General features: G+C 60.3%; 14 protein-coding genes. 12 read left to right on the top strand and 2 right to left on the bottom strand.

The genetic code is table 11. The features are described from left to right. Nucleotides 1-142 precede the first annotated feature (142 nt). The 3 genes from nusG (at nt 143) to rplA (ending at nt 2,518) form a co-directional block, all read left to right on the top strand. Nucleotides 143-1,057 (top strand): transcription termination/antitermination protein NusG, encoded by a 915-nt coding sequence (nusG, locus tag HMPREF2935_RS04015; RefSeq protein WP_062042342.1) that lies wholly within the window; start codon nt 143-145, stop codon nt 1,055-1,057. Nucleotides 1,058-1,266: 209 nt separating this feature from the next. Then, nucleotides 1,267-1,710: a 50S ribosomal protein L11 gene (rplK, locus tag HMPREF2935_RS04010; RefSeq protein WP_061920442.1), complete on the top strand. Its 444-nt coding sequence runs from the start codon at nt 1,267-1,269 to the stop codon at nt 1,708-1,710. Between the two features lie 103 nt (nt 1,711-1,813). Continuing rightward, entirely contained in the window at nt 1,814-2,518 is a 705-nt protein-coding gene (rplA, locus tag HMPREF2935_RS04005; RefSeq protein WP_070732057.1) for a 50S ribosomal protein L1, read from the top strand. 416 nt (nt 2,519-2,934) lie between these two features. Here rplA and HMPREF2935_RS04000 read toward each other — a convergent pair whose 3' ends face one another. Further along, entirely contained in the window at nt 2,935-3,978 is a 1,044-nt protein-coding gene (locus HMPREF2935_RS04000) for a cryptochrome/photolyase family protein (RefSeq protein ID WP_083313167.1), read from the bottom strand. Between the two features lie 72 nt (nt 3,979-4,050). Then, on the bottom strand, nt 4,051-4,827 hold the full coding sequence (locus HMPREF2935_RS03995) for a siderophore-interacting protein (RefSeq protein WP_246817781.1): 777 nt from the start codon (nt 4,825-4,827) through the stop codon (nt 4,051-4,053). A 139-nt stretch (nt 4,828-4,966) separates the two neighbouring features. Between HMPREF2935_RS03995 and HMPREF2935_RS03990 the strand changes: the two genes are divergently transcribed. The 9 genes from HMPREF2935_RS03990 (at nt 4,967) to HMPREF2935_RS03950 (ending at nt 19,072) form a co-directional block, all read left to right on the top strand. Beyond that, nucleotides 4,967-5,911, top strand: a complete 945-nt coding sequence (locus tag HMPREF2935_RS03990; protein WP_062042331.1) for an ABC transporter substrate-binding protein — start codon at nt 4,967-4,969, stop codon at nt 5,909-5,911. Continuing rightward, nucleotides 5,912-6,979 carry a FecCD family ABC transporter permease gene (locus HMPREF2935_RS03985; protein WP_083313166.1) on the top strand — a complete coding sequence of 356 codons (1,068 nt, stop codon included), beginning with the start codon at nt 5,912-5,914 and terminating at the stop codon, nt 6,977-6,979. Further along, nucleotides 6,976-8,028, top strand: coding sequence for a FecCD family ABC transporter permease (locus HMPREF2935_RS03980; protein WP_070732053.1), 1,053 nt, complete (start codon nt 6,976-6,978; stop codon nt 8,026-8,028). The genes HMPREF2935_RS03985 and HMPREF2935_RS03980 overlap by 4 nt, the downstream gene beginning before the upstream one ends. Before the next feature lie 6 nt (nt 8,029-8,034). Beyond that, complete coding sequence (locus tag HMPREF2935_RS03975; RefSeq protein ID WP_061920452.1) at nt 8,035-8,829, top strand: ABC transporter ATP-binding protein; 795 nt, start codon at nt 8,035-8,037, stop codon at nt 8,827-8,829. Between the two features lie 318 nt (nt 8,830-9,147). Next, a complete protein-coding gene (rplJ, locus tag HMPREF2935_RS03970) occupies nt 9,148-9,669 on the top strand; it encodes a 50S ribosomal protein L10 (protein WP_062035921.1) in 522 nt (173 codons plus the stop codon). Nucleotides 9,670-9,748: 79 nt separating this feature from the next. After that, nucleotides 9,749-10,135 (top strand): 50S ribosomal protein L7/L12, encoded by a 387-nt coding sequence (rplL, locus tag HMPREF2935_RS03965; RefSeq protein ID WP_061920813.1) that lies wholly within the window; start codon nt 9,749-9,751, stop codon nt 10,133-10,135. A gap of 128 nt (nt 10,136-10,263) precedes the next feature. Continuing rightward, the gene (locus tag HMPREF2935_RS03960; protein WP_070732051.1) at nt 10,264-11,220 is read left to right on the top strand and encodes a cell envelope lipid trafficking protein PgfA; all 957 of its coding nucleotides are present in this window, start codon (nt 10,264-10,266) and stop codon (nt 11,218-11,220) included. A 228-nt stretch (nt 11,221-11,448) separates the two neighbouring features. Continuing rightward, a complete protein-coding gene (locus tag HMPREF2935_RS03955) occupies nt 11,449-14,943 on the top strand; it encodes a DNA-directed RNA polymerase subunit beta (RefSeq protein WP_070456866.1) in 3,495 nt (1,164 codons plus the stop codon). Between the two features lie 136 nt (nt 14,944-15,079). Further along, a complete protein-coding gene (locus tag HMPREF2935_RS03950; protein WP_070432540.1) occupies nt 15,080-19,072 on the top strand; it encodes a DNA-directed RNA polymerase subunit beta' in 3,993 nt (1,330 codons plus the stop codon). Nucleotides 19,073-19,181: the final 109 nt, after the last annotated feature.

Here is a 19,181-nt window from a genome sequence, read left to right as displayed (position 1 = left end):
AACGGCGGGATACTTTTTGCCCTAGTGGCTTGGCGGGGCGGCGTTCGTTTAGGGGCCGCAACGCAGGTAGGCTAGGGCGCAGAAAATTCTTGAAGCGCCTGCTTCTTTAAAGCTCGCGCGCGAACGGATGGAGTAAAAGACCATGAGCGACGAGAACAACGTCGAAACGCCAGAAACCTCTCTCGAAGCGGCCCTCATCGGCAACGTACAGGACCAGGCAGCCGAAGCTGTGGCTGATTCCGAGTCCGCCACCGAAGAGGCTTACACCGAAGCCGGCATGGAGGCGCCACAGTTCAGCGAGGCCGAGTCCGCGGACGCACCTGCCGCAGAAGGTGCAGAAGCCGCTGAAGGCGCATCTAACGCTGCAGACGCAGAGGCTGCAAGCGCCGCTGAAGCTGAGGGATCCGAGGACGATGACTACCGCCGTCGCTTGCGCCAGTTCACCCGCGAGCTGAAGAAGCAGCCGGGCCAGTGGTACATCATCCAGTGCTACTCCGGCTACGAGAACAAGGTGAAGACCAACCTCGACATGCGCGCCCAGACCCTTGAGGTCGAGGATTCCATCTTCGAGGTTGTCGTTCCGGTCGAGCAGATTCTGGAAAACAAGGACGGCAAGAAGAAGATCGTCAAGCGCAAGCTGCTGCCGGGCTACGTCTTGGTCCGCATGGAGCTTAACGACGCCGCCTGGTCCGTCGTTCGCGAAACCCCTGGTGTGACCTCCTTCGTGGGTAATGAGGGCAATGCGACCCCGGTCAAGATCCGCGACGTCGCCAAGTTCCTCATGCCGAACGAGGCTGCACCGGAGTCCAAGCAAAACGCTGGCGACCAAGACGGCGAGCAGGTCGTCGCAATGCCGGAGAAGGCTGCTGCGAAGGCTTATGCGCACGACTTCGAGGTCGGCGAGGCAGTTACCATCCTCTCCGGCCCGCTGGCATCCGTTTCTGCAACGATCTCCGAGATCGACCCAGAGACCGGTAAGATGCAGGGCCTGGTTTCCATCTTCGGCCGCGAGACTCCAGTCGAGCTTTCCCCGACCGAAATCGAGCGCGTCTCCTAAACCCACTTGGCGCGTAGCCTGGGAAAATGGCAGGCTATGCGATTTGGTAGCAGGGCGCACGGTGTTCTAAGATAAAACGCCGTGCGCCTTTTTGCGTGCACAGACAACTAAACGTTTCTCCCCCGGTGGCCCACTTGAGGTGAGCATCCGGACGGGGCGCTGTTATTCATCGTGGCAGCGCACCGGTAACACAGGAAAGAGGTAATTCGATGGCTCCGAAGAAGAAGGTTTCTGGCTTCATCAAGCTGCAGATCGAGGCTGGCGCTGCTAACCCGGCTCCGCCGGTTGGTCCGGCACTGGGTGCCCACGGCGTCAACATCATGGAGTTCTGCAAGGCTTACAACGCTGCGACTGAGTCCCAGCGCGGCAACGTTGTGCCTGTTGAGATCACCGTTTACGAGGATCGCTCCTTCGATTTCAAGCTGAAGACCCCGCCGGCAGCGAAGCTGCTGTTGAAGGCCGCTGGCATCAAGAAGGGCTCCGGCGTTCCTCACACCGACAAGGTCGGTTCCGTGACCTGGGATCAGTGCAAGGAGATTGCACAGACCAAGTTCGAGGATCTGAACGCTCGCGACATCGAGAACGGTGCTCGCATCATCGCCGGCACTGCTCGTTCCATGGGCATCACCGTCGACGGCATCCCAGCCAAGTAAACAACTTCATCAAAAAATGAGCGGCCATCTCGTGTGGTCGCTCGTGGTAGGGCCAGCTACGGCCCGCCAAGACCACACCAATCCAAGAAAAGGAATTGCTTAAATGAGCACCAACTCTAAGGCTTACAAGGCGGCTGCTGAGCTCGTCGACAAGTCCCGTCAGTACTCTCCGCTCGAGGCTGCAAAGCTCGCTAAGGAGACCTCCTCCAAGAACTTCGACGCTACTGTCGACGTCGTCTTCCGCCTGGGCGTTGACCCACGCAAGGCTGACCAGCTGGTTCGCGGCACCGTTTCCCTGCCTAACGGCACCGGTAAGGACGTTCGCGTAGCTGTCTTCGCAGAGGGCGAGAAGGCTGAGGCAGCTAAGGCTGCAGGCGCTGACATCGTCGGCACCGACGAGCTGATCTCCGCTATCAACGAGGGCAACATCGACTTCGACGTTGCAATCGCTACCCCGGACCAGATGGCTAAGGTCGGCCGCGTTGCACGTGTCCTCGGCCCACGTGGTCTGATGCCGAACCCGAAGACCGGCACCGTCACCGCTGACGTTGCGAAGGCTATCTCCGACGTCAAGGGCGGTAAGATTTCCTTCCGCGTTGACAAGGCTTCCAACCTGCACGCAATCCTGGGCAAGGCTTCCTTCGACGCTGAGAAGCTGGCTGAGAACTACGGCGCTCTCTACGACGAGATCCTGCGTCTGAAGCCGTCCTCCGCTAAGGGCCTGTACGTCAAGAAGGTAACCATCTCCACGACCTCCGGTCCTGGCATCCCGGTTGACGCTTCTGTTCAGAAGAACTACGCAGAGTAATTTCTGCTTCTGTTAGTGGTTCGCTTTAAGCGCCGCTGATGGTTCGCCCCGACCGCGTCGCGGTTGGGGCATTCTTTTTGCCTTTTAACCCCTTATTCCGCTCGATTTCGGCGGCTGTAACCTTGCCGTTTTCTAAATTTCAGGAAACTGGCAGGAACGCACAGGGGACTTGCAGGTTGAATTCATTGTCTCGCAAGTTCCATGCCCCATACTTATGTTGTGCGTTTGAGAGAGGCGCATGAGAGATAGAGAGAACACCCTGAGCTTTGCAGGGCGCAGCGGCTTGAGAACCCGCAGCGATATCCAAAGCGCATAGAGAGACATCGAGGGCCCCGGCCGTAAGGCCGGGGCCCTCGATGTTTTCCGGTTGTCTCGCCGGCCTGTCTTGCACGACCGTGTTAGAACACGCGGCGGGCCTAGCAGATTTCCTGGTATGCGTCCAAGGCGGCTTGCCGCGACTGCTTAAGGTCCACGATGGGCGGTGGGCTAAGCGGTGGTGCCCACTGGCGCACGTAGGTGCCGTCGGGATCGAACTTGCTGGCTTGCAGCTGCGGGTTGAAGATGCGGAAGAACGGCGAGGCGTCATCGCCGCAGCCAGCGACCCATTGCCAATTGAAGGGATTGGAAGCAGGATCGGCGTCGACAAGCGTGTCCCAGAACCACTCTTCGCCGTGGCGCCAGTGGATGCCGAGGTTCTTCGTCAAAAAGGAGCCCACCACCATGCGCACGCGGTTATGCATGTAGCCGGTATGCCAGAGCTCGCGCATTCCGGCGTCGACAAGCGGAATGCCGGTCTCGCCCGTGCGCCAGGCTTCTAGTTCCGGCAGGGGATGCGGGCGCGGGTCCTTTCCGGAGGTGTCGATTCCGCCGGGGTCCCAGTAGTCCGCGAGACGCTGTTGCCAAGGGAGCGGGGCTTCATCGGGGAAGGGCTCGGAAAGCTCGGCAAAGGCCTGCGCGCCTGGGCCACTAAGCGCAGGGGTGGGCACGGGATCTCCGAGAGGATGGTCATCAAGGTGCTGGCGTGCTGCGCGGGCGAAGGGAGTGTAGCCTTTATAAGGCTTGATGGCGGTGGGCTCAACGAGGAGGTGGCCGGCAAAGGAGTGAGTAGCGATGCCGGACGAGGTGAGGGACTCTTTTACTGCTGCGTCGACATCCCGCACGTGATAGCGGCGGTTCCAGAGCACCGCATCTGGGCCAATCTGGTGGGCAAGGCGGGGAATGGCCGTGCGGGCATCAGCGTCTAGGCGCAACAGTGGAATGTCATGCTCGGCGAGACGGGTGCGCAATTGTGCCAGGGAGCGCTCGCGCCACCACGCCGCCGCACTTCCGAGCGGGCGCGAGCCTGGATAGGCAGGCTCGTCGAGGACGCAGGCAACAACCTCGCCCCGGGAAGCAGCCCAGGTGAGTGCGGGGTTATCGCAAAGGCGCAGGTCATCGCGAAACCAAACAAGGGTGGTCATGGTATCCCAGCATACGGATGCACGGTGAGCGGGCAGAGAGATTGCCATGTAGCGTAGATGCGTGCGAAGGAATTAAGGCCGCGGCTTGCCTTTCATCCAGTACACGGACCAGATAACGTCTTCGCGCGGTACACCCCAGTCATGCACGGCTATCGAGCGCACTGCTTTGGCCAGGTCTCCTTCGCCTGACACCCACACCGAATCCGGCGCTGTATCCGCGGAGAATCGGGATCCAAGAAGCTGGCTAGCGCGCGTGCTGTGTTCCTCGTGCGGGGCGGTGATCATGGCGAGTGAGCGAACCTTGTCGCGCCACGTTTCCTCAAAGCCGTCTTCAACTTCAGCGTCGTCTGCGATCATGGCAACGACGTCGACTGCACCCAAGGTTTCCGGTGACAAGGCTTCGTAGTGCTCGAGGATGTGCCACAGCGCCGGAAGGGCAGAGGCATCTGCGAGCAATAGTTGTGACTTCTTAGGCGCTTGCCACCGCACTTGCCCGGTATATATTCCGGCGGTATCCCCGGGGTGGGCATTGAGGATCCAGCGTGAGCCCGGGCCATTATCGCCATGGGTCACAACGTCGACATCGATGGTGCACGCTTCTTGGTTGAGCTTGCGAATTGTGTACCAGCGCAATGCTGGGCGTATGCCGTCGGGCAATCCGTTGACGGCAGCACGAACATTGGCATCTTCGACTGGGAGAGGGGAGAACTTCTGCCCGTCTTGGGGCATGAGGAGCCCAAAATACTCGTCAGGCCCGGCTAGGGGGTAGTCACTAAAAGCCGGCGAGTGAAAAGTTAAACGGTGCAGCCGCGGCTTGAGGCGGGTGTTCCCGGTGAGGGGAACGGGCAATAAGCGGTGATTCGTCAAGGGAACTGTTCCTAGGTAAAAGAGAAATTTGAATCCATCATAAAGCAAAGGGTAGGCTAGCCTCAAATAGGTTAGGGGTGCGAATGCTTGCGTGCTCGTTCCCGTTGAAGGAAAGGTTTTCATGGTTGCTATCAGCCGGCGCGCAAAAGGCGTGCTCGCTATTGTCTCAGTGGCAGCGATTGCTCTGACAGGGTGCTCGCGCGGAAGTGGCGAGGACAGTACGGGTGCGGACAGCGCTGAGGAGGTGCGCGTTGCCAGCCTAGGGCTGGGTGATGCCGATACCGTGCTGGCACTCGGAATCACTCCGGTTGCCGTAGCACCATGGGGTGCGCAAGGCGACGGTGATGGCTCCGGCGTTGGCCCATGGGCGAAGGAGCTTCTGGGAGATGCCCAGCCCGAGGTGATCTATAACACCGCTTCCGGTTTCACGGCAGAGGTACTTGAGCAGGTCACTGCCTCGGATCCCACACAGATCATCGCCGTGAACCAAGCTGTGGACCAGGAAGCGAAGAAATCCCTCGAGGATATCGCCCCGCTGACCGTGAAGCCCGAAGGTTTCGAAGACTGGCAGATTCCCTGGGAGGAACAAGTCAAGACCATCGCCTCAGCCGTGGACAAGGAAGAGGAGGGGGAGAAGCTCATTGACCAGGCGGAGGACGCCTTCGAGCAGTTCAAGGACTCCCACCCGGAGCTGCAGGGCAAGCGAGCAGCCATCGTCATGCCCTATGAGGGGAAGCTGGGCCTCTACACAGCAGAGGACGGCCGCGGCCAGTTCATTGAGAACCTCGGCTTTGAGATTCCGCAGGAATTGCAGGGTGATGGTTCCAGCTTCTTCGTGGACTATGCCCCGGAAAACTACTCCCAGCTCAACAACGTGGACTACCTGTTCGTCTTGGACTACAACGGCGCGGTCGATGAACTCAAGAAGGATTCCACGTTCCAAGGCCTCGACGTGGTCAAGGATGGCCGCGTTCGCTACCTGGACACGGACACCGGCAATGCGATGAGCATTCCGAACCCGCTGACGATCCCGTGGGCCGTCGACAAGTTCGAAGAGAAGCTCTAAATGCTCGCACTACCGAGGAAGGCTGATGCTATCCACGGTGCTGCGGGTGCGCGCCACGGCGGTGAAGCAGCCGCATTGGATTCGCGGGGAAGAAGCCGCGCACTGCTCACCACGGCCCTAGTTGTGTCGACCCTCCTCCTTTTGCTGTGCTCGCTGGTAGTGGGGTCAAGGACTATCCCGTTTCCGGATCTGTTCGCTGCCCTCCTCCACGGGGGCGAAGCAGATATCGAGAACATCGTGTGGGATTTGCGTATTCCCCGCACGTTCGTGGCCTACTTCGCGGGTGCTGCCATCGCTGTATCGGGTGTTATCGCTCAGTCCTGGACTAGAAACCCTTTGGCGGATCCGGGCTTCATCGGTATCACCGCGGGAGCTTCGTTCCTGGTTGCCCTCGGGACGGCGCTAGGTGTCGCCACCTCAACCGGGGTGCGCACCGCGCTCGCCCTCGTAGGCGCCGGCCTGGCCACAGCATTAGTGCTGGGTGTATCCCGGCGGTTTCAGGATCCCCTGACGCTGGTCTTAGTCGGCGCAGGCGTTGCTGCTGCCTTGAGCTCTAGCGCCATGTTGATCGGCCTGTACTCCACGGATGTTCTCGACAGCATGCGCCGGTGGACCATCGGCTCCACGTTTGGGCGCGGCCCAGAGGATGTCGCCATCGCAGGTGCCGGATTGTTCATCGGGTTTATAATCGCCGCACGTGTGGCGCGCCCGCTCGATCTTCTAGCAATGGGGGAGGAATCCTCGGTTGCCCTAGGCGGCTCTCCCGCGCTGGCGCGGCGCGGCGCGGCCTTGAGCATCGTTGTGCTAGCAGGATGCGCTACCGCGGCGACGGGACCCATTGCCTTCGTTGGCTTTGCCATCCCCCATCTTCTGCGCCGGTTCACGGGGCCAGAAGTTACCGCGATGATTGCTCCTGCCGCATTGCTCGGTGGTTGCTCCGTACTCGCTGCGGATATTCTGGGCCGCCTCATCGCAGGTCCCTCAGAGTTGGAAATGTCCATCGTCTTGGCCTTTGTGGGCGCACCATTCCTCATCTGGGCCGTACACCGCGGGGAGCGCACGCTATGAGTGGGTTGCTGAAGGGGGACGTCGTCAAGCATCTGCGTTCCCACGAGCGGCAGCGCCGGGCATGGATATGGGGAGCCACCTGTTTCTTTGTGCTGGTCGCGGCAAGCTCCTATGTCCTCCTGCTGGGACAGGGCCCTGTGGCCTTGAGCCCGGGGCAGGTTCTCGAGGTTCTCAACGGCGGGGGAAGCCGAAGCGAGATTCGGGTTGTCTGGGACCTGCGCATGCCGGTAGCGCTAGCGACCCTCATCGTGGGTGCCGCGCTCGGCCTGGCAGGGTCGTGGACGCAATCAATGTCGCGCAATCCGCTGGCCTCTCCCGATATCCTTGGCGTGACTGGTGGTGCGTCCGTCATGGTGGTCCTCGGAACGGTGCTCTCCCGGCCTGTGCTTGCCGAAGGGCTCTCCATGTTCTGGTGGCGGGTCGGGCTCGCGTTGCTGGGTGCCGTGCTAGCAGCCATCCTGCTGGTAGCGCTTGGGGGAATCGGCACGAGCAACCGCATCGTTATCGTCGGAATCGCGCTCTCGCTGCTGTTTCAAGCGCTGGTGGCGTATCTCTTGCGCGCCGCCGAGCTCCTTCGCGCGGCGCAATCGCAGCTGTGGCTGGCGGGAACCACGGGCTTCGTGCGGATGGAGGTCATTGCTCCTCTTCTCGTGGGGTTGACTCCTTTCGTGGTGCTTGGTCTGTGGTGTGCCAGGGAGTTGCCACTTCTTGCGCATGATGATCTCTCGGCCCTTTCCCTCGGAGTTAACATCACGCGAACACGCGCGTTCCTGCTGGTCGCTGCTACGGGAATCTGCGCGGTGACTGTATCCGTGGCCGGCCCCATTGGTTTCATCGCGCTTCTCGCCCCGCATGTGGGGCGCATTGTTGCCCGGACGCCCACGCCTGTGCCGTTGGTTTCTTGCGCTGCTGGCGCCGCCTTGTTGAGTGCGTGCGCTGTGATTGCTGGAGCGTTGCCAATGGACGCTCCAGTGGGTGCAGTCTCCTCCATCATCGGAGGATGTGCCCTGGTCATCTTGGTGTGGAATGCCGCACGGCGGAGAGGATAAAAGCTAGTGAAAGACAGAGAAATTACGGCCACCGGTATCCATGCCGGCTATAAGGACGGGGACGACATCCTGTCCGGCGTTGACTTGGTGGCCCACCCGGGTGAAATCACCACGCTCATTGGGCCTAATGGCTGCGGCAAGTCCACGTTGCTGAAGACCTTGTCTAAAATTCTTCGCCCGCGGCAGGGGAGCGTGCATATCGGCGAGCTAGACGTACATGGCATGAGCCCGAAAGAAGCAGCTACCCACGTGGCGCTTCTTCCACAGCAGCCGACGGCGCCGGACGGGCTGCGGGTGGGCGAGCTTGTAGCGCGCGGGCGCTACCCGCACCTGGGCCGCGGTCGGGGACTGTCTGCGAAGGACCGCGACATCATCGCGCAGGCCTGCGTGGAGACGGGCATTACGGACTTCATCGACCGTGATATCGCGGCGCTCTCGGGTGGCCAACGCCAACGGGTGTGGCTGGCGCTTGCTCTGGCGCAGGACACGCCAGTGCTGCTTCTCGACGAACCCACAACCTTCCTCGACCCAGCCCACGCCATGAGCGTTTTGGAGCTCGTGCGCAAACAGGCCGACGCCGGGAAAACGGTGGTCGTTGTGCTGCACGATCTCATGCTGGCCGGCCAGTACTCCGACACCATGGTGGTCATGAACAACGGCGAGGTCATCGCGCAGGGAACTCCCCAGCAGGCGTTGACGAAAGAAGTGCTGGCAGCCGCCTATGGCATCGACGTCGAGATCTGGGATGACCCGCGAAGCGACGCCCCCGTCATCGTTCCGCGCGGGGTGCTCAGGGACTAAGAATTCTCGTTGGGTGAAACAGGGAGAAGGAAGCCCCGAGAGCCGCGATTTGGAGTTGGCTAGCGTGGCTTGTATAGTTCCTAGCGAAGTTTGAACGGCCTGAAAGGTCGAGTCAAAGTTCACCGAAGACCGTCGGTCATCCGGGAGTCCGGATCGAAGGTTCCTCATCCTAGGGGACGGCCCACGCAGGAGACACTTTGCGATTAATCGCGGCATTCTCTTATGCTGCGCGCCCTGTGCTCTTGCACGGGGCATTTTTTATTGAAGATGTCTCGACGGAAAATCACAGAGATGTTTCGAAAGGAGGCGAAGTAGAACATGGCAAACCCGAAGAACACCGCAGATCTCGCGGAGCTCAAGGAGAAGCTCGCTGGCGCTGAGTCTATCGTGCTGACCGAGTACCGCGGCCTGACCGTTTCTCAGCTCCAGGAGCTGCGTAACAACCTCGGCTTTGACGTTGAGTACTCCGTCGCCAAGAACACCCTCTTCAAGATCGCCGCTAACGAGGCTGGCATCGAAGGTCTTGACGATAAGCTGACTGGCCCGACCGCAATTGCGTTCATCAAGGGTGAGGCAGTGGATGCCGCTAAGGTCATCAAGAAGTTCGCTGATGACAACAAGGCATTCGTCGTCAAGGGCGGCTACATGGATGGCAACGCTCTGTCCGCAGAGCAGGTTGCTGCCATCGCCGAGCTGGACAACCGCGAGACCACTCTCGCAAAGCTTGCCGGCGCTATGAAGGGTTCTATGGCAAAGGCTGCGGCTGCATTCAACGCTCCTGCTACCAAGATGGTCCGCACCGCTGCGGCCCTGCAGGACAAGAAGTCTGCCGAGGCTTAAAGTCGCCAATCAAGGCGCATAAAAATCAACACAAACACAATCTGGGTTGCATGCCAGCCCAAAAGAAAGGATGGCCATCATGGCTAAGCTCACCAAGGACGAGCTCATTGAAGCTTTCAAGGAAATGACCCTCATCGAGCTCTCCGAGTTCGTTAAGGAATTCGAAGAGGTCTTCGACGTTGAGGCTGCTGCTCCGGTTGCAGTTGCAGCTGCAGGCGCACCGGCTGCTGGTGGCGCTGCTGAGGAAGAGAAGGACGAGTTCGACGTCGTTCTGACCGACGCTGGCGCAAAGAAGATCGGCGTCATCAAGGCTGTCCGCGAGATCGTCTCCGGCCTGGGCCTGAAGGAAGCTAAGGAGCTCGTTGAGGGCGCACCGAAGGCTATCCTCGAGGGTGCTTCCAAGGACGATGCTGAGGCTGCTAAGGCTAAGCTGGAAGAGGCTGGCGCTTCTGTCGAGCTCAAGTAATTTTACTTGGCTTACAACCCCGTTTCCCGCTGGGAGACGGGGTTGTTCCCGTTTTGGAGGTGTTTGTCCTTCCCCGCCCCGCGTGCAGATTCCAGTCTCCGCGCCCGCGACCTGTAGAATAATCCACCATGCTGCCCAAGTCCCGAATCTTTTCTGTCCTGCTTCTAGGCCTCGGCGTTGCGCTAATGGCTGCAGGTATCGCGGCGCCGAAGTTCTTGAGCTTCGAACCGCGCATGCCTTTGGATTTGCAGCACACCACCTGGACCCTGCACGACGATTCCGCCAAGTCTCAGGTAGTGACAGGGGAGGGCACGAGTCCTTACGAGGGGCCAATGACTTATCAGCTCAACATGGACATTCAAGATCCTTCAGATGAAGAGCAGGCCACGCTCCGCATCGGTGAGTCGGCCATGCGCGGCGATAGCGGCAAGGTGGAGGATCTTTCCATGGCGCGCGTGTGGAGCTACTCCATGGACCGCCTGAGCGGTGACGCGCTTGGCGACGCCTCCCTTACCCACACCCTGGGCAGCCCTACCGCGCAGGTCACCGTCGATGGTGTGTGGCTAAAGTTCCCGGCAGCAACCGAGCAGACTACGTACCCAGTCTTTGACCCCTATCTGCGCAAGGCTGCCGATGCCGTCTTCGAGGAGGAGATGGAAATCCAGGGGCGCACCGTCTATCGCTTCCATCAAGAAGTTGAGCCGACTAATCTTGCGACCTTGTACCCAGGGCAGACCACTACCACCTTGCACAATGAAGATGATTCGACCGAGCAGGGTTACCTATTCCACAAGGCGACACGCGACTTCTACGTCGATCAGGTAACCGGCATGGTGGTAGGAATGGACGTGGCCATCGATGACTATTGGGGAGACCGCAGTGGTGCCGGCCGCGAAACCCAATTCATGTTCGAGGGCAAGACCTCTGACGAGGATCGTGCCGCCTTCCTCGCACAAGCCGCGGAATTCCCAAAGCCCGCCTTTGCCACCATGGTTCGCTGGGCCGTCTTGGGCCTAGGCGCGGTGCTGACTCTCATCGGTTTGGCTGGGGCATTGGGTGCCTTCCAGAAGCGCCGCCGCAAGTAACATGCTGATTTCGCCTTTACACGGTGGGAACTTTCCTATAAGCTATATCGTTGCGCTGGAATCTGGATCTTCGGTGCACATTTAGCCTTTCAAGTAGGTGATGGCAAAACCGACTTGACAAGGTGATTTTGTGCTTTCTGAACCCAGACAATCTACAGCAGACCGAATGCTAAATTTACCAGCGGTTTTGCACCTCGTCGGCCAGGGCGGGGAGGCAATCCGCGTGAGGTGCTGGAAGGACCCATCTTGGCAGTCTCCCGCCAGACCAAGTCAGTGGCCAATATCCCTGGAGCCCCGAAGCGATACTCGTTCGCGAAAATCAACGAGCCTATCGCCGTCCCGGGCCTCCTCGATCTACAACTCGATTCCTTCGCATGGCTGATCGGCTCGCCAGAGTGGCGCGAGCGCGAGCAGGCTGAGCGCGGTCCCGAGGCTCGCGTCACCAGCGGCCTCGAGGACATCCTTGAGGAACTGTCTCCGATTCAGGACTACTCGGGCAACATGTCCCTGTCCCTGTCGGAGCCTCGCTTCGAGCCGGTGAAAAACACCGTCGACGAGTGCAAGGAAAAGGACATCAACTACTCCGCGCCGCTGTACGTGACCGCAGAGTTCATCAACAACGACACCCAGGAGATCAAGTCTCAGACCGTCTTCATCGGTGACTTCCCGATGATGACTGACAAGGGTACGTTCATCGTTAACGGTACCGAGCGTGTCGTCGTTTCCCAGCTCGTTCGCTCCCCGGGCGTCTACTTCGATCAGACCATCGATAAGTCCACCGAGCGTCCGCTGCACTCCGTGAAGGTGATTCCTTCCCGTGGTGCATGGCTGGAATTCGACGTCGACAAGCGCGATACCGTCGGCGTCCGCATCGACCGTAAGCGCCGCCAGCCGGTAACCGTGCTGCTCAAGGCCCTTGGTTGGTCCGAGGAGCAGATCCGCGAGCGCTTCGGCTTCTCCGAGCTGATGATGTCCACCCTCGAGTCCGATGGTGTGGCAAACACTGACGAGGCTTTGTTGGAGATCTACCGCAAGCAGCGTCCGGGCGAGCAGCCAACCCGCGAGCTCGCGCAGTCCCTGCTGGATAACTCCTTCTTCCGTGCAAAGCGCTACGACCTCGCAAAGGTGGGCCGTTACAAGGTCAACCGCAAGCTGGGTCTGGGCGGTGACCACGACGGTCTGATGACCCTGACCGAGGAAGACATCGCTGTCACCCTCGAGTACCTGGTACGCCTGCACGTAGGCGAGCGTGAGATGACCGCTCCGAACGGCGAGACCATCGCCATCCACACTGACGACATCGACCACTTTGGTAACCGTCGTCTGCGTACCGTCGGCGAGCTCATCCAGAACCAGGTCCGCGTTGGCCTGTCCCGTATGGAGCGCGTCGTCCGCGAGCGCATGACTACTCAGGATGCGGAGTCCATCACTCCGACCTCCCTTATCAACGTGCGTCCGGTTTCTGCTGCTATCCGCGAGTTCTTCGGTACCTCGCAGCTATCCCAGTTCATGGACCACAACAACTCCCTGTCTGGTCTGACCCACAAGCGCCGTCTGTCTGCGCTGGGCCCAGGCGGTCTGTCCCGCGAGCGCGCTGGCATTGAGGTCCGAGACGTGCACGCTTCTCACTACGGCCGTATGTGCCCGATTGAGACTCCGGAGGGCCCGAACATTGGTCTGATTGGCTCCCTGGCCTCCTACGCTCGCGTCAATGCTTTCGGCTTCATCGAGACCCCGTACCGCAAGGTTGTTGACGGCAAGGTCACCGACGAGGTCGAGTACCTCACCGCTGATGAGGAAGATAAGTACGCAATTGCGCAGGCGGAAATCGAGAAGGAAGCTGACGGCACCATCGTCGGCACCCGTATCGAGGTCCGCCTGAAGGACGGCGATATCGGAGTTACCGACGCTTCCGGCGTCGACTACGTTGACGTTTCCCCACGCCAGATGGTTTCCGTGGCAACCGCCATGATTCCGTTCTTGGAGCACGACGATGCTAACCGTGCGCTGATGGGCGCTAACATGCAGCGCCAGGCAGTGCCGCTGGTGCGCTCCGAGGCACCTTTCGTTGGTACCGGTATGGAGCAGCGCGCTGCATACGACGCCGGCGACCTCATCATCACCCCGAAGGCTGGCGTTGTAGAAAACGTCACCGCTGATCTCATCACCATCATGGATGACGAGGGCCAGCGTGACACCTACATGTTGCGTAAGTTTGAGCGCACCAACCAGGGCACCAACTACAACCAAACCCCGCTCGTCGAGCTGGGCCAGCGCGTAGAGGCCGGCCAGGTTCTGGCTGACGGCCCGGGTACCCACAACGGCGAGATGTCCCTGGGCCGCAACCTGTTGGTTGCCTTCATGCCTTGGGAAGGCCACAACTACGAGGATGCAATCATCCTGAACCAGCGCATCGTCGAGGACGATGTTCTGACCTCCATCCACATCGAGGAGCACGAGATCGATGCTCGCGATACCAAGCTGGGTGCCGAGGAAATCACCCGCGAGATCCCGAACGTCTCTGACGATGTTCTGCGCGACCTGGATGAGCGAGGCATCGTTCGCATTGGTGCGGACGTTCGCGCAGGCGACATTCTCGTCGGTAAGGTCACCCCGAAGGGTGAGACCGAGCTGACCCCGGAGGAGCGCTTGCTGCGCGCCATCTTCGGTGAGAAGGCACGTGAGGTTCGCGATACCTCCATGAAGGTTCCTCACGGTGAGAACGGCAAGGTCATTGGCGTTGCTCGCTTCTCTCGCGAAGACGACGACGATCTGGCACCGGGCGTCAACGAGATGATCCGCGTTTACGTCGCTCAGAAGCGCAAGATCCAGGATGGCGATAAGCTCGCTGGCCGTCACGGCAACAAGGGTGTCGTGGGCAAGATCCTGCCGCCAGAGGACATGCCATTCATGGCTGACGGCACGCCTGTCGACGTCATCTTGAACACCCACGGTGTTCCGCGTCGTATGAACATCGGCCAGGTCCTCGAGGTCCACCTTGGCTGGCTGGCACACGCCGGCTGGAAGGTCGACGTTGATGACCCAGCTAACGCTGAGCTGCTCAAGACCCTGCCGGAAGAGCTTTACGACGTCCCGGCTGGTTCCCTGACCGCAACCCCGGTATTCGACGGTGCTTCCAACGAGGAGATCGGCCGCCTGCTGGCTTCCTCCCGCCCGAACCGCGACGGTGACGTCATGGTTGACGAGCACGGCAAGGCACAGCTTTTCGACGGCCGTTCTGGCGAGCCGTACAAGTACCCGGTTTCCGTCGGCTACATGTACATGCTCAAGCTGCACCACCTGGTCGACGAAAAGATTCACGCTCGTTCCACCGGCCCTTACTCCATGATTACCCAGCAGCCGTTGGGTGGTAAGGCGCAGTTCGGTGGCCAGCGCTTCGGCGAGATGGAGGTGTGGGCAATGCAGGCTTATGGCGCTGCCTACACCCTGCAAGAGCTGCTGACCATCAAGTCTGACGACGTCGTCGGCCGTGTGAAGGTCTACGAGGCAATCGTGAAGGGCGACAACATCCCGGATCCAGGTATCCCGGAGTCCTTCAAGGTCCTCCTCAAGGAGCTGCAGTCGCTGTGTCTGAACGTGGAGGTTCTCTCCACCGACGGCACGCCGATGGAGCTGTCTGGCTCTGACGATGACGACATGGATAGCCCGTCGCTGGGTATTAACCTTTCGCGCGACGAGCGCGCTGACGCCGACATCGCATAGCACGCTTGAGCTCAAGCGTGAGAGCTTACGGTCCTGGCTGGTGGCCCCCGAGCTACCAGCAGGGCACACTATTTGAGAATTTTTTAAAGCCATCAACGTTCCCCACACTCGCGTGGGGATGAAAGGGAGACATTACGTGTTTGACGTAAATCTCTTCGACGAGCTCCGCATCGGTCTGGCCACTGCCGATGACATTCGCCGTTGGTCCAAGGGCGAGGTTAAAAAGCCTGAGACCATCAACTACCGCACCCTGAAGCCGGAAAAGGACGGCCTGTTCTGCGAGCGCATCTTCGGCCCAACCCGTGACTGGGAGTGCGCTTGCGGTAAGTACAAGCGTGTTCGCTACAAGGGCATCATCTGTGAGCGCTGCGGCGTCGAGGTCACCAAGTCCAAGGTTCGCCGTGAGCGCATGGGCCACATCGAGCTGGCTGCTCCGGTAACCCACATCTGGTACTTCAAGGGCGTTCCTTCCCGCCTGGGTTACCTTCTGGACCTTGCTCCGAAGGACCTAGAGCGCATCATCTACTTCGCAGCCAACATCATCACCTCTGTTGATGAAGAGGCTCGCCACAACGACCAGTCCACCCTTGAAGCAGAGATGCTTCTGGAGAAGAAGGACGTCGAGGAAGACACCGAGTCTGAGATCGCAGAGCGCGCTGCCAAACTCGAGCAGGATCTGGCTGAGCTGGAGGCTGCTGGCGCAAAGGCTGACGCACGCCGCAAGGTCCAGAACGCTGCTGACAAGGAGATGCAGCACATCCGTGAGCGCGGCGAGCGCGAGGTCGCACGCCTGGATGAAATCTGGAACACCTTCCTGAAGCTGGCTCCGAAGCAGATGATCATCGACGAGACCATCTACGAAGAGCTCGTTGACCGCTACGAGGATTACTTCACCGGCGGCATGGGTGCTGAGGCTATCCAGACCCTTATCCGTAACTTCGACCTCGAGGCTGAGGCCGAAGAGCTGCGCGAAGTCATCAACAATGGCAAGGGCCAGAAGAAGATGCGCGCGCTGAAGCGTCTGAAGGTCGTAGCAGCCTTCCTGCGCTCCGGTAACGACCCGGCAGGCATGGTCCTGGACGCGATCCCGGTTATCCCGCCGGAGCTGCGCCCGATGGTTCAGCTCGACGGTGGCCGTTTTGCCACCTCCGACCTGAACGACCTGTACCGCCGCGTTATCAACCGCAACAACCGCCTGAAGCGCATGATCGATCTCGGCGCTCCTGAGATCATCGTTAACAACGAGAAGCGCATGCTGCAGGAGTCTGTTGACGCGCTCTTCGACAACGGCCGTCGCGGCCGCCCGGTCACCGGACCTGGCAACCGTCCGCTGAAGTCTCTGTCTGACTTGCTCAAGGGCAAGCAGGGCCGTTTCCGTCAGAACCTGCTGGGTAAGCGTGTTGACTACTCCGGCCGTTCCGTTATTATCGTCGGCCCGCAGCTGAAGCTCCACGAGTGTGGTTTGCCGAAGCTGATGGCTCTCGAGCTGTTCAAGCCTTTCGTCATGAAGCGCTTGGTCGAAAACGACTACGCACAGAACATCAAGTCTGCAAAGCGCATGGTTGAGCGCCAGCGCCCTGAGGTTTGGGACGTTCTGGAAGAGGCTATTTCCGAGCACCCGGTTATGCTCAACCGTGCACCTACGCTGCACCGTCTGGGTATCCAGGCCTTCGAGCCGAAGCTGGTCGAGGGTAAGGCAATTCAGCTGCACCCGCTGGCTTGCGAGGCGTTCAACGCTGACTTCGACGGTGACCAGATGGCAGTTCACCTGCCGCTGTCCGCAGAGGCACAGGCTGAGGCTCGTGTCCTCATGCTCGCTTCCAATAACATTCTTTCCCCGGCATCCGGTAAGCCGCTAGCTATGCCGCGTCTGGATATGGTCACCGGTCTTTACTACCTGACCATGGACAAGGCAGAGGGCGAGATCGGCGGCGAGGGCCGCTACACCGAGGCGACCGAAAACGGCCCCGCAACCGGTGTTTACTCCTCCTACGCCGAGGCCATCATGGCTCGCGACCGCGGCGTTCTGGGCCTGCAGGCACCAATCAAGGTCCGCATCTCCCACCTGCGTCCGCCGGCTGAGATCGAGGCTGAGCAGTTCCCTGATGGTTGGCAGAAGGGCCAGGCTTGGATGGCGCAGACCACCCTTGGCCGCATCATGTTCAACGACTTGCTGCCGTGGAACTACCCGTACCTCGAGGGCGTCATGGTTCGTAAGGGCGGCGCCAAGAACTCCGTACTGCTCGGTGACGTCATTAACGACCTCGCTGCTAAGTACCCGATGATCACCGTTGCCCAGGTTCTGGACAAGATGAAGGATGCCGGTTTCTACTGGGCAACCCGCTCTGGCGTGACCATCACCATGGACGACGTTCTGGTCCTTCCGAATAAGACCGAGGTTCTCGAGTCTTACGAGAAGGAAGCACAGCGCATCGAGCGCAAGTACTGGGAGCAGGGTGCGCTGACCGAGCGTGAGCGTTATGACCGCCTGGTTGAGCTCTGGAAGGACGCTACCGACACCGTTGGTAAGGCAGTCGAGGATCTCTACCCGGATGACAACCCGATTCCGATGATCGTTAAGTCTGGTGCAGCGGGTAACATGCGTCAGATCTGGACCCTGGCCGGCATGAAGGGCATGGTCGTGAACTCCAAGGGTGACTACATCACCCGTCCGATTAAGACCTCCTTCCGTGAGGGTCTGTCGGTCTTGGAGTACTTCAACAACTCGCACGGTTCCCGTAAGGGCCTGGCCGATACCGCACTGCGTACCGCGGACTCCGGCTACCTCACCCGTCGTCTCGTTGACGTGGCACAGGACGTCATCGTCCGTGAAGAGGACTGTGGCACCCGCCAGGGCGTCCGCGTTCCGCTGGGCGAGTGGGCCGGCGACAAGCTGGTTCAACACGAGCTGTGGGAGACTTCCGCATCCGGCCGCGTTGTCGCGTCCGATGTGAAGGCTGAAGATGGCACCGTCGTTGCTGAGGCAGGCTCTGACCTGACCGAGGAACTGACCGAGAAGATCCTGGCTGCCGGCATCGCCGAGGTCAAGGTTCGCTCCGTCCTTACCTGCCAGACCCCAGCCGGCGTTTGTGCGAAGTGCTACGGCAAGTCCATGGCCTCCGGCCAGCTTGTCGACATCGGCGAGGCAGTCGGCATCGTGGCTGCACAGTCCATTGGTGAGCCGGGTACCCAGCTGACCATGCGTACGTTCCACCAGGGTGGTGTCGGTGGCGACATTACCGGCGGTCTGCCACGTGTGCAGGAGCTGTTCGAAGCACGTAATCCGAAGAACCGTGCGCCGATCGCATCCGTTGACGGCACCGTGTCCCTGTCCGATGAGGGCAACTTCTGGACCCTGACCATCACTCCGGATGACGGTTCCGACAACGTCGTCTACGAGAAGCTGTCGAAGCGCCAGGGCCTGGCACAGGTCCGCCGCCCGATGGAGTCCAACCCGGACGCAATGATCGAGCGTTCCCTGCGCGACGGTGACCACGTCACCACCGGCGAGCGCCTGATGCGTGGTGCGGCTGATCCGCACGACGTCCTCGAGGTCCTCGGTCGCCGCGGCGTCGAGAAGCACCTCATCGACGAGGTGCAGGCCGTTTACCGTACCCAGGGTGTTGCCATCCACGACAAGCACATCGAGATCATCATCCGCCAGATGCTGCGTCGCGGTACCGTCATTGACTCCGGCTCCACCGACTACCTGCCGGGCGTTCTGGTTGACCTCTCTGAGGCCAAGCAGGTCAACGCCGCACAGGTTGCCGAGGGCGGCGAGCCAGCTCAGCTGCGCTCCGAGATCATGGGTATCACCAAGGCATCGCTGGCTACCGAGTCCTGGCTGTCCGCGGCCTCCTTCCAGGAGACCACGCGCGTGCTTACCGACGCCGCTATTAACAAGCGCTCCGATCAGCTCATTGGCCTGAAGGAGAACGTCATCATCGGTAAGCTCATCCCTGCTGGTACCGGTATCTCGCGTTACCGCAACATCTCCGTTAAGCCGACCGAGGCCGCACGCAACGCTGCGTACTCGATCCCGACTTACGGCGATTCCATCTACGGCGACGATGGATTCGGTGAGTTCACCGGCGCATCCGTCCCGCTGGATGAGGACTTCACGTTCTAAGTCCACCCCCGCGCGATGTCCCAGCTTTCTGGGTATAACGCTGCGGCTTTGAGAGGCTCCATGCTTTTAGGCATGGGGCCTTTTACTTTTGCTAGCATTAGTGGGTCCA

It is taken from the genome of Corynebacterium sp. HMSC076D02, from assembly GCF_001813815.1.
Taxonomy (GTDB): Bacteria; Actinomycetota; Actinomycetes; order Mycobacteriales; family Mycobacteriaceae; genus Corynebacterium; species Corynebacterium simulans.
This window is presented reverse-complemented; position numbering and strand designations above follow the sequence as displayed.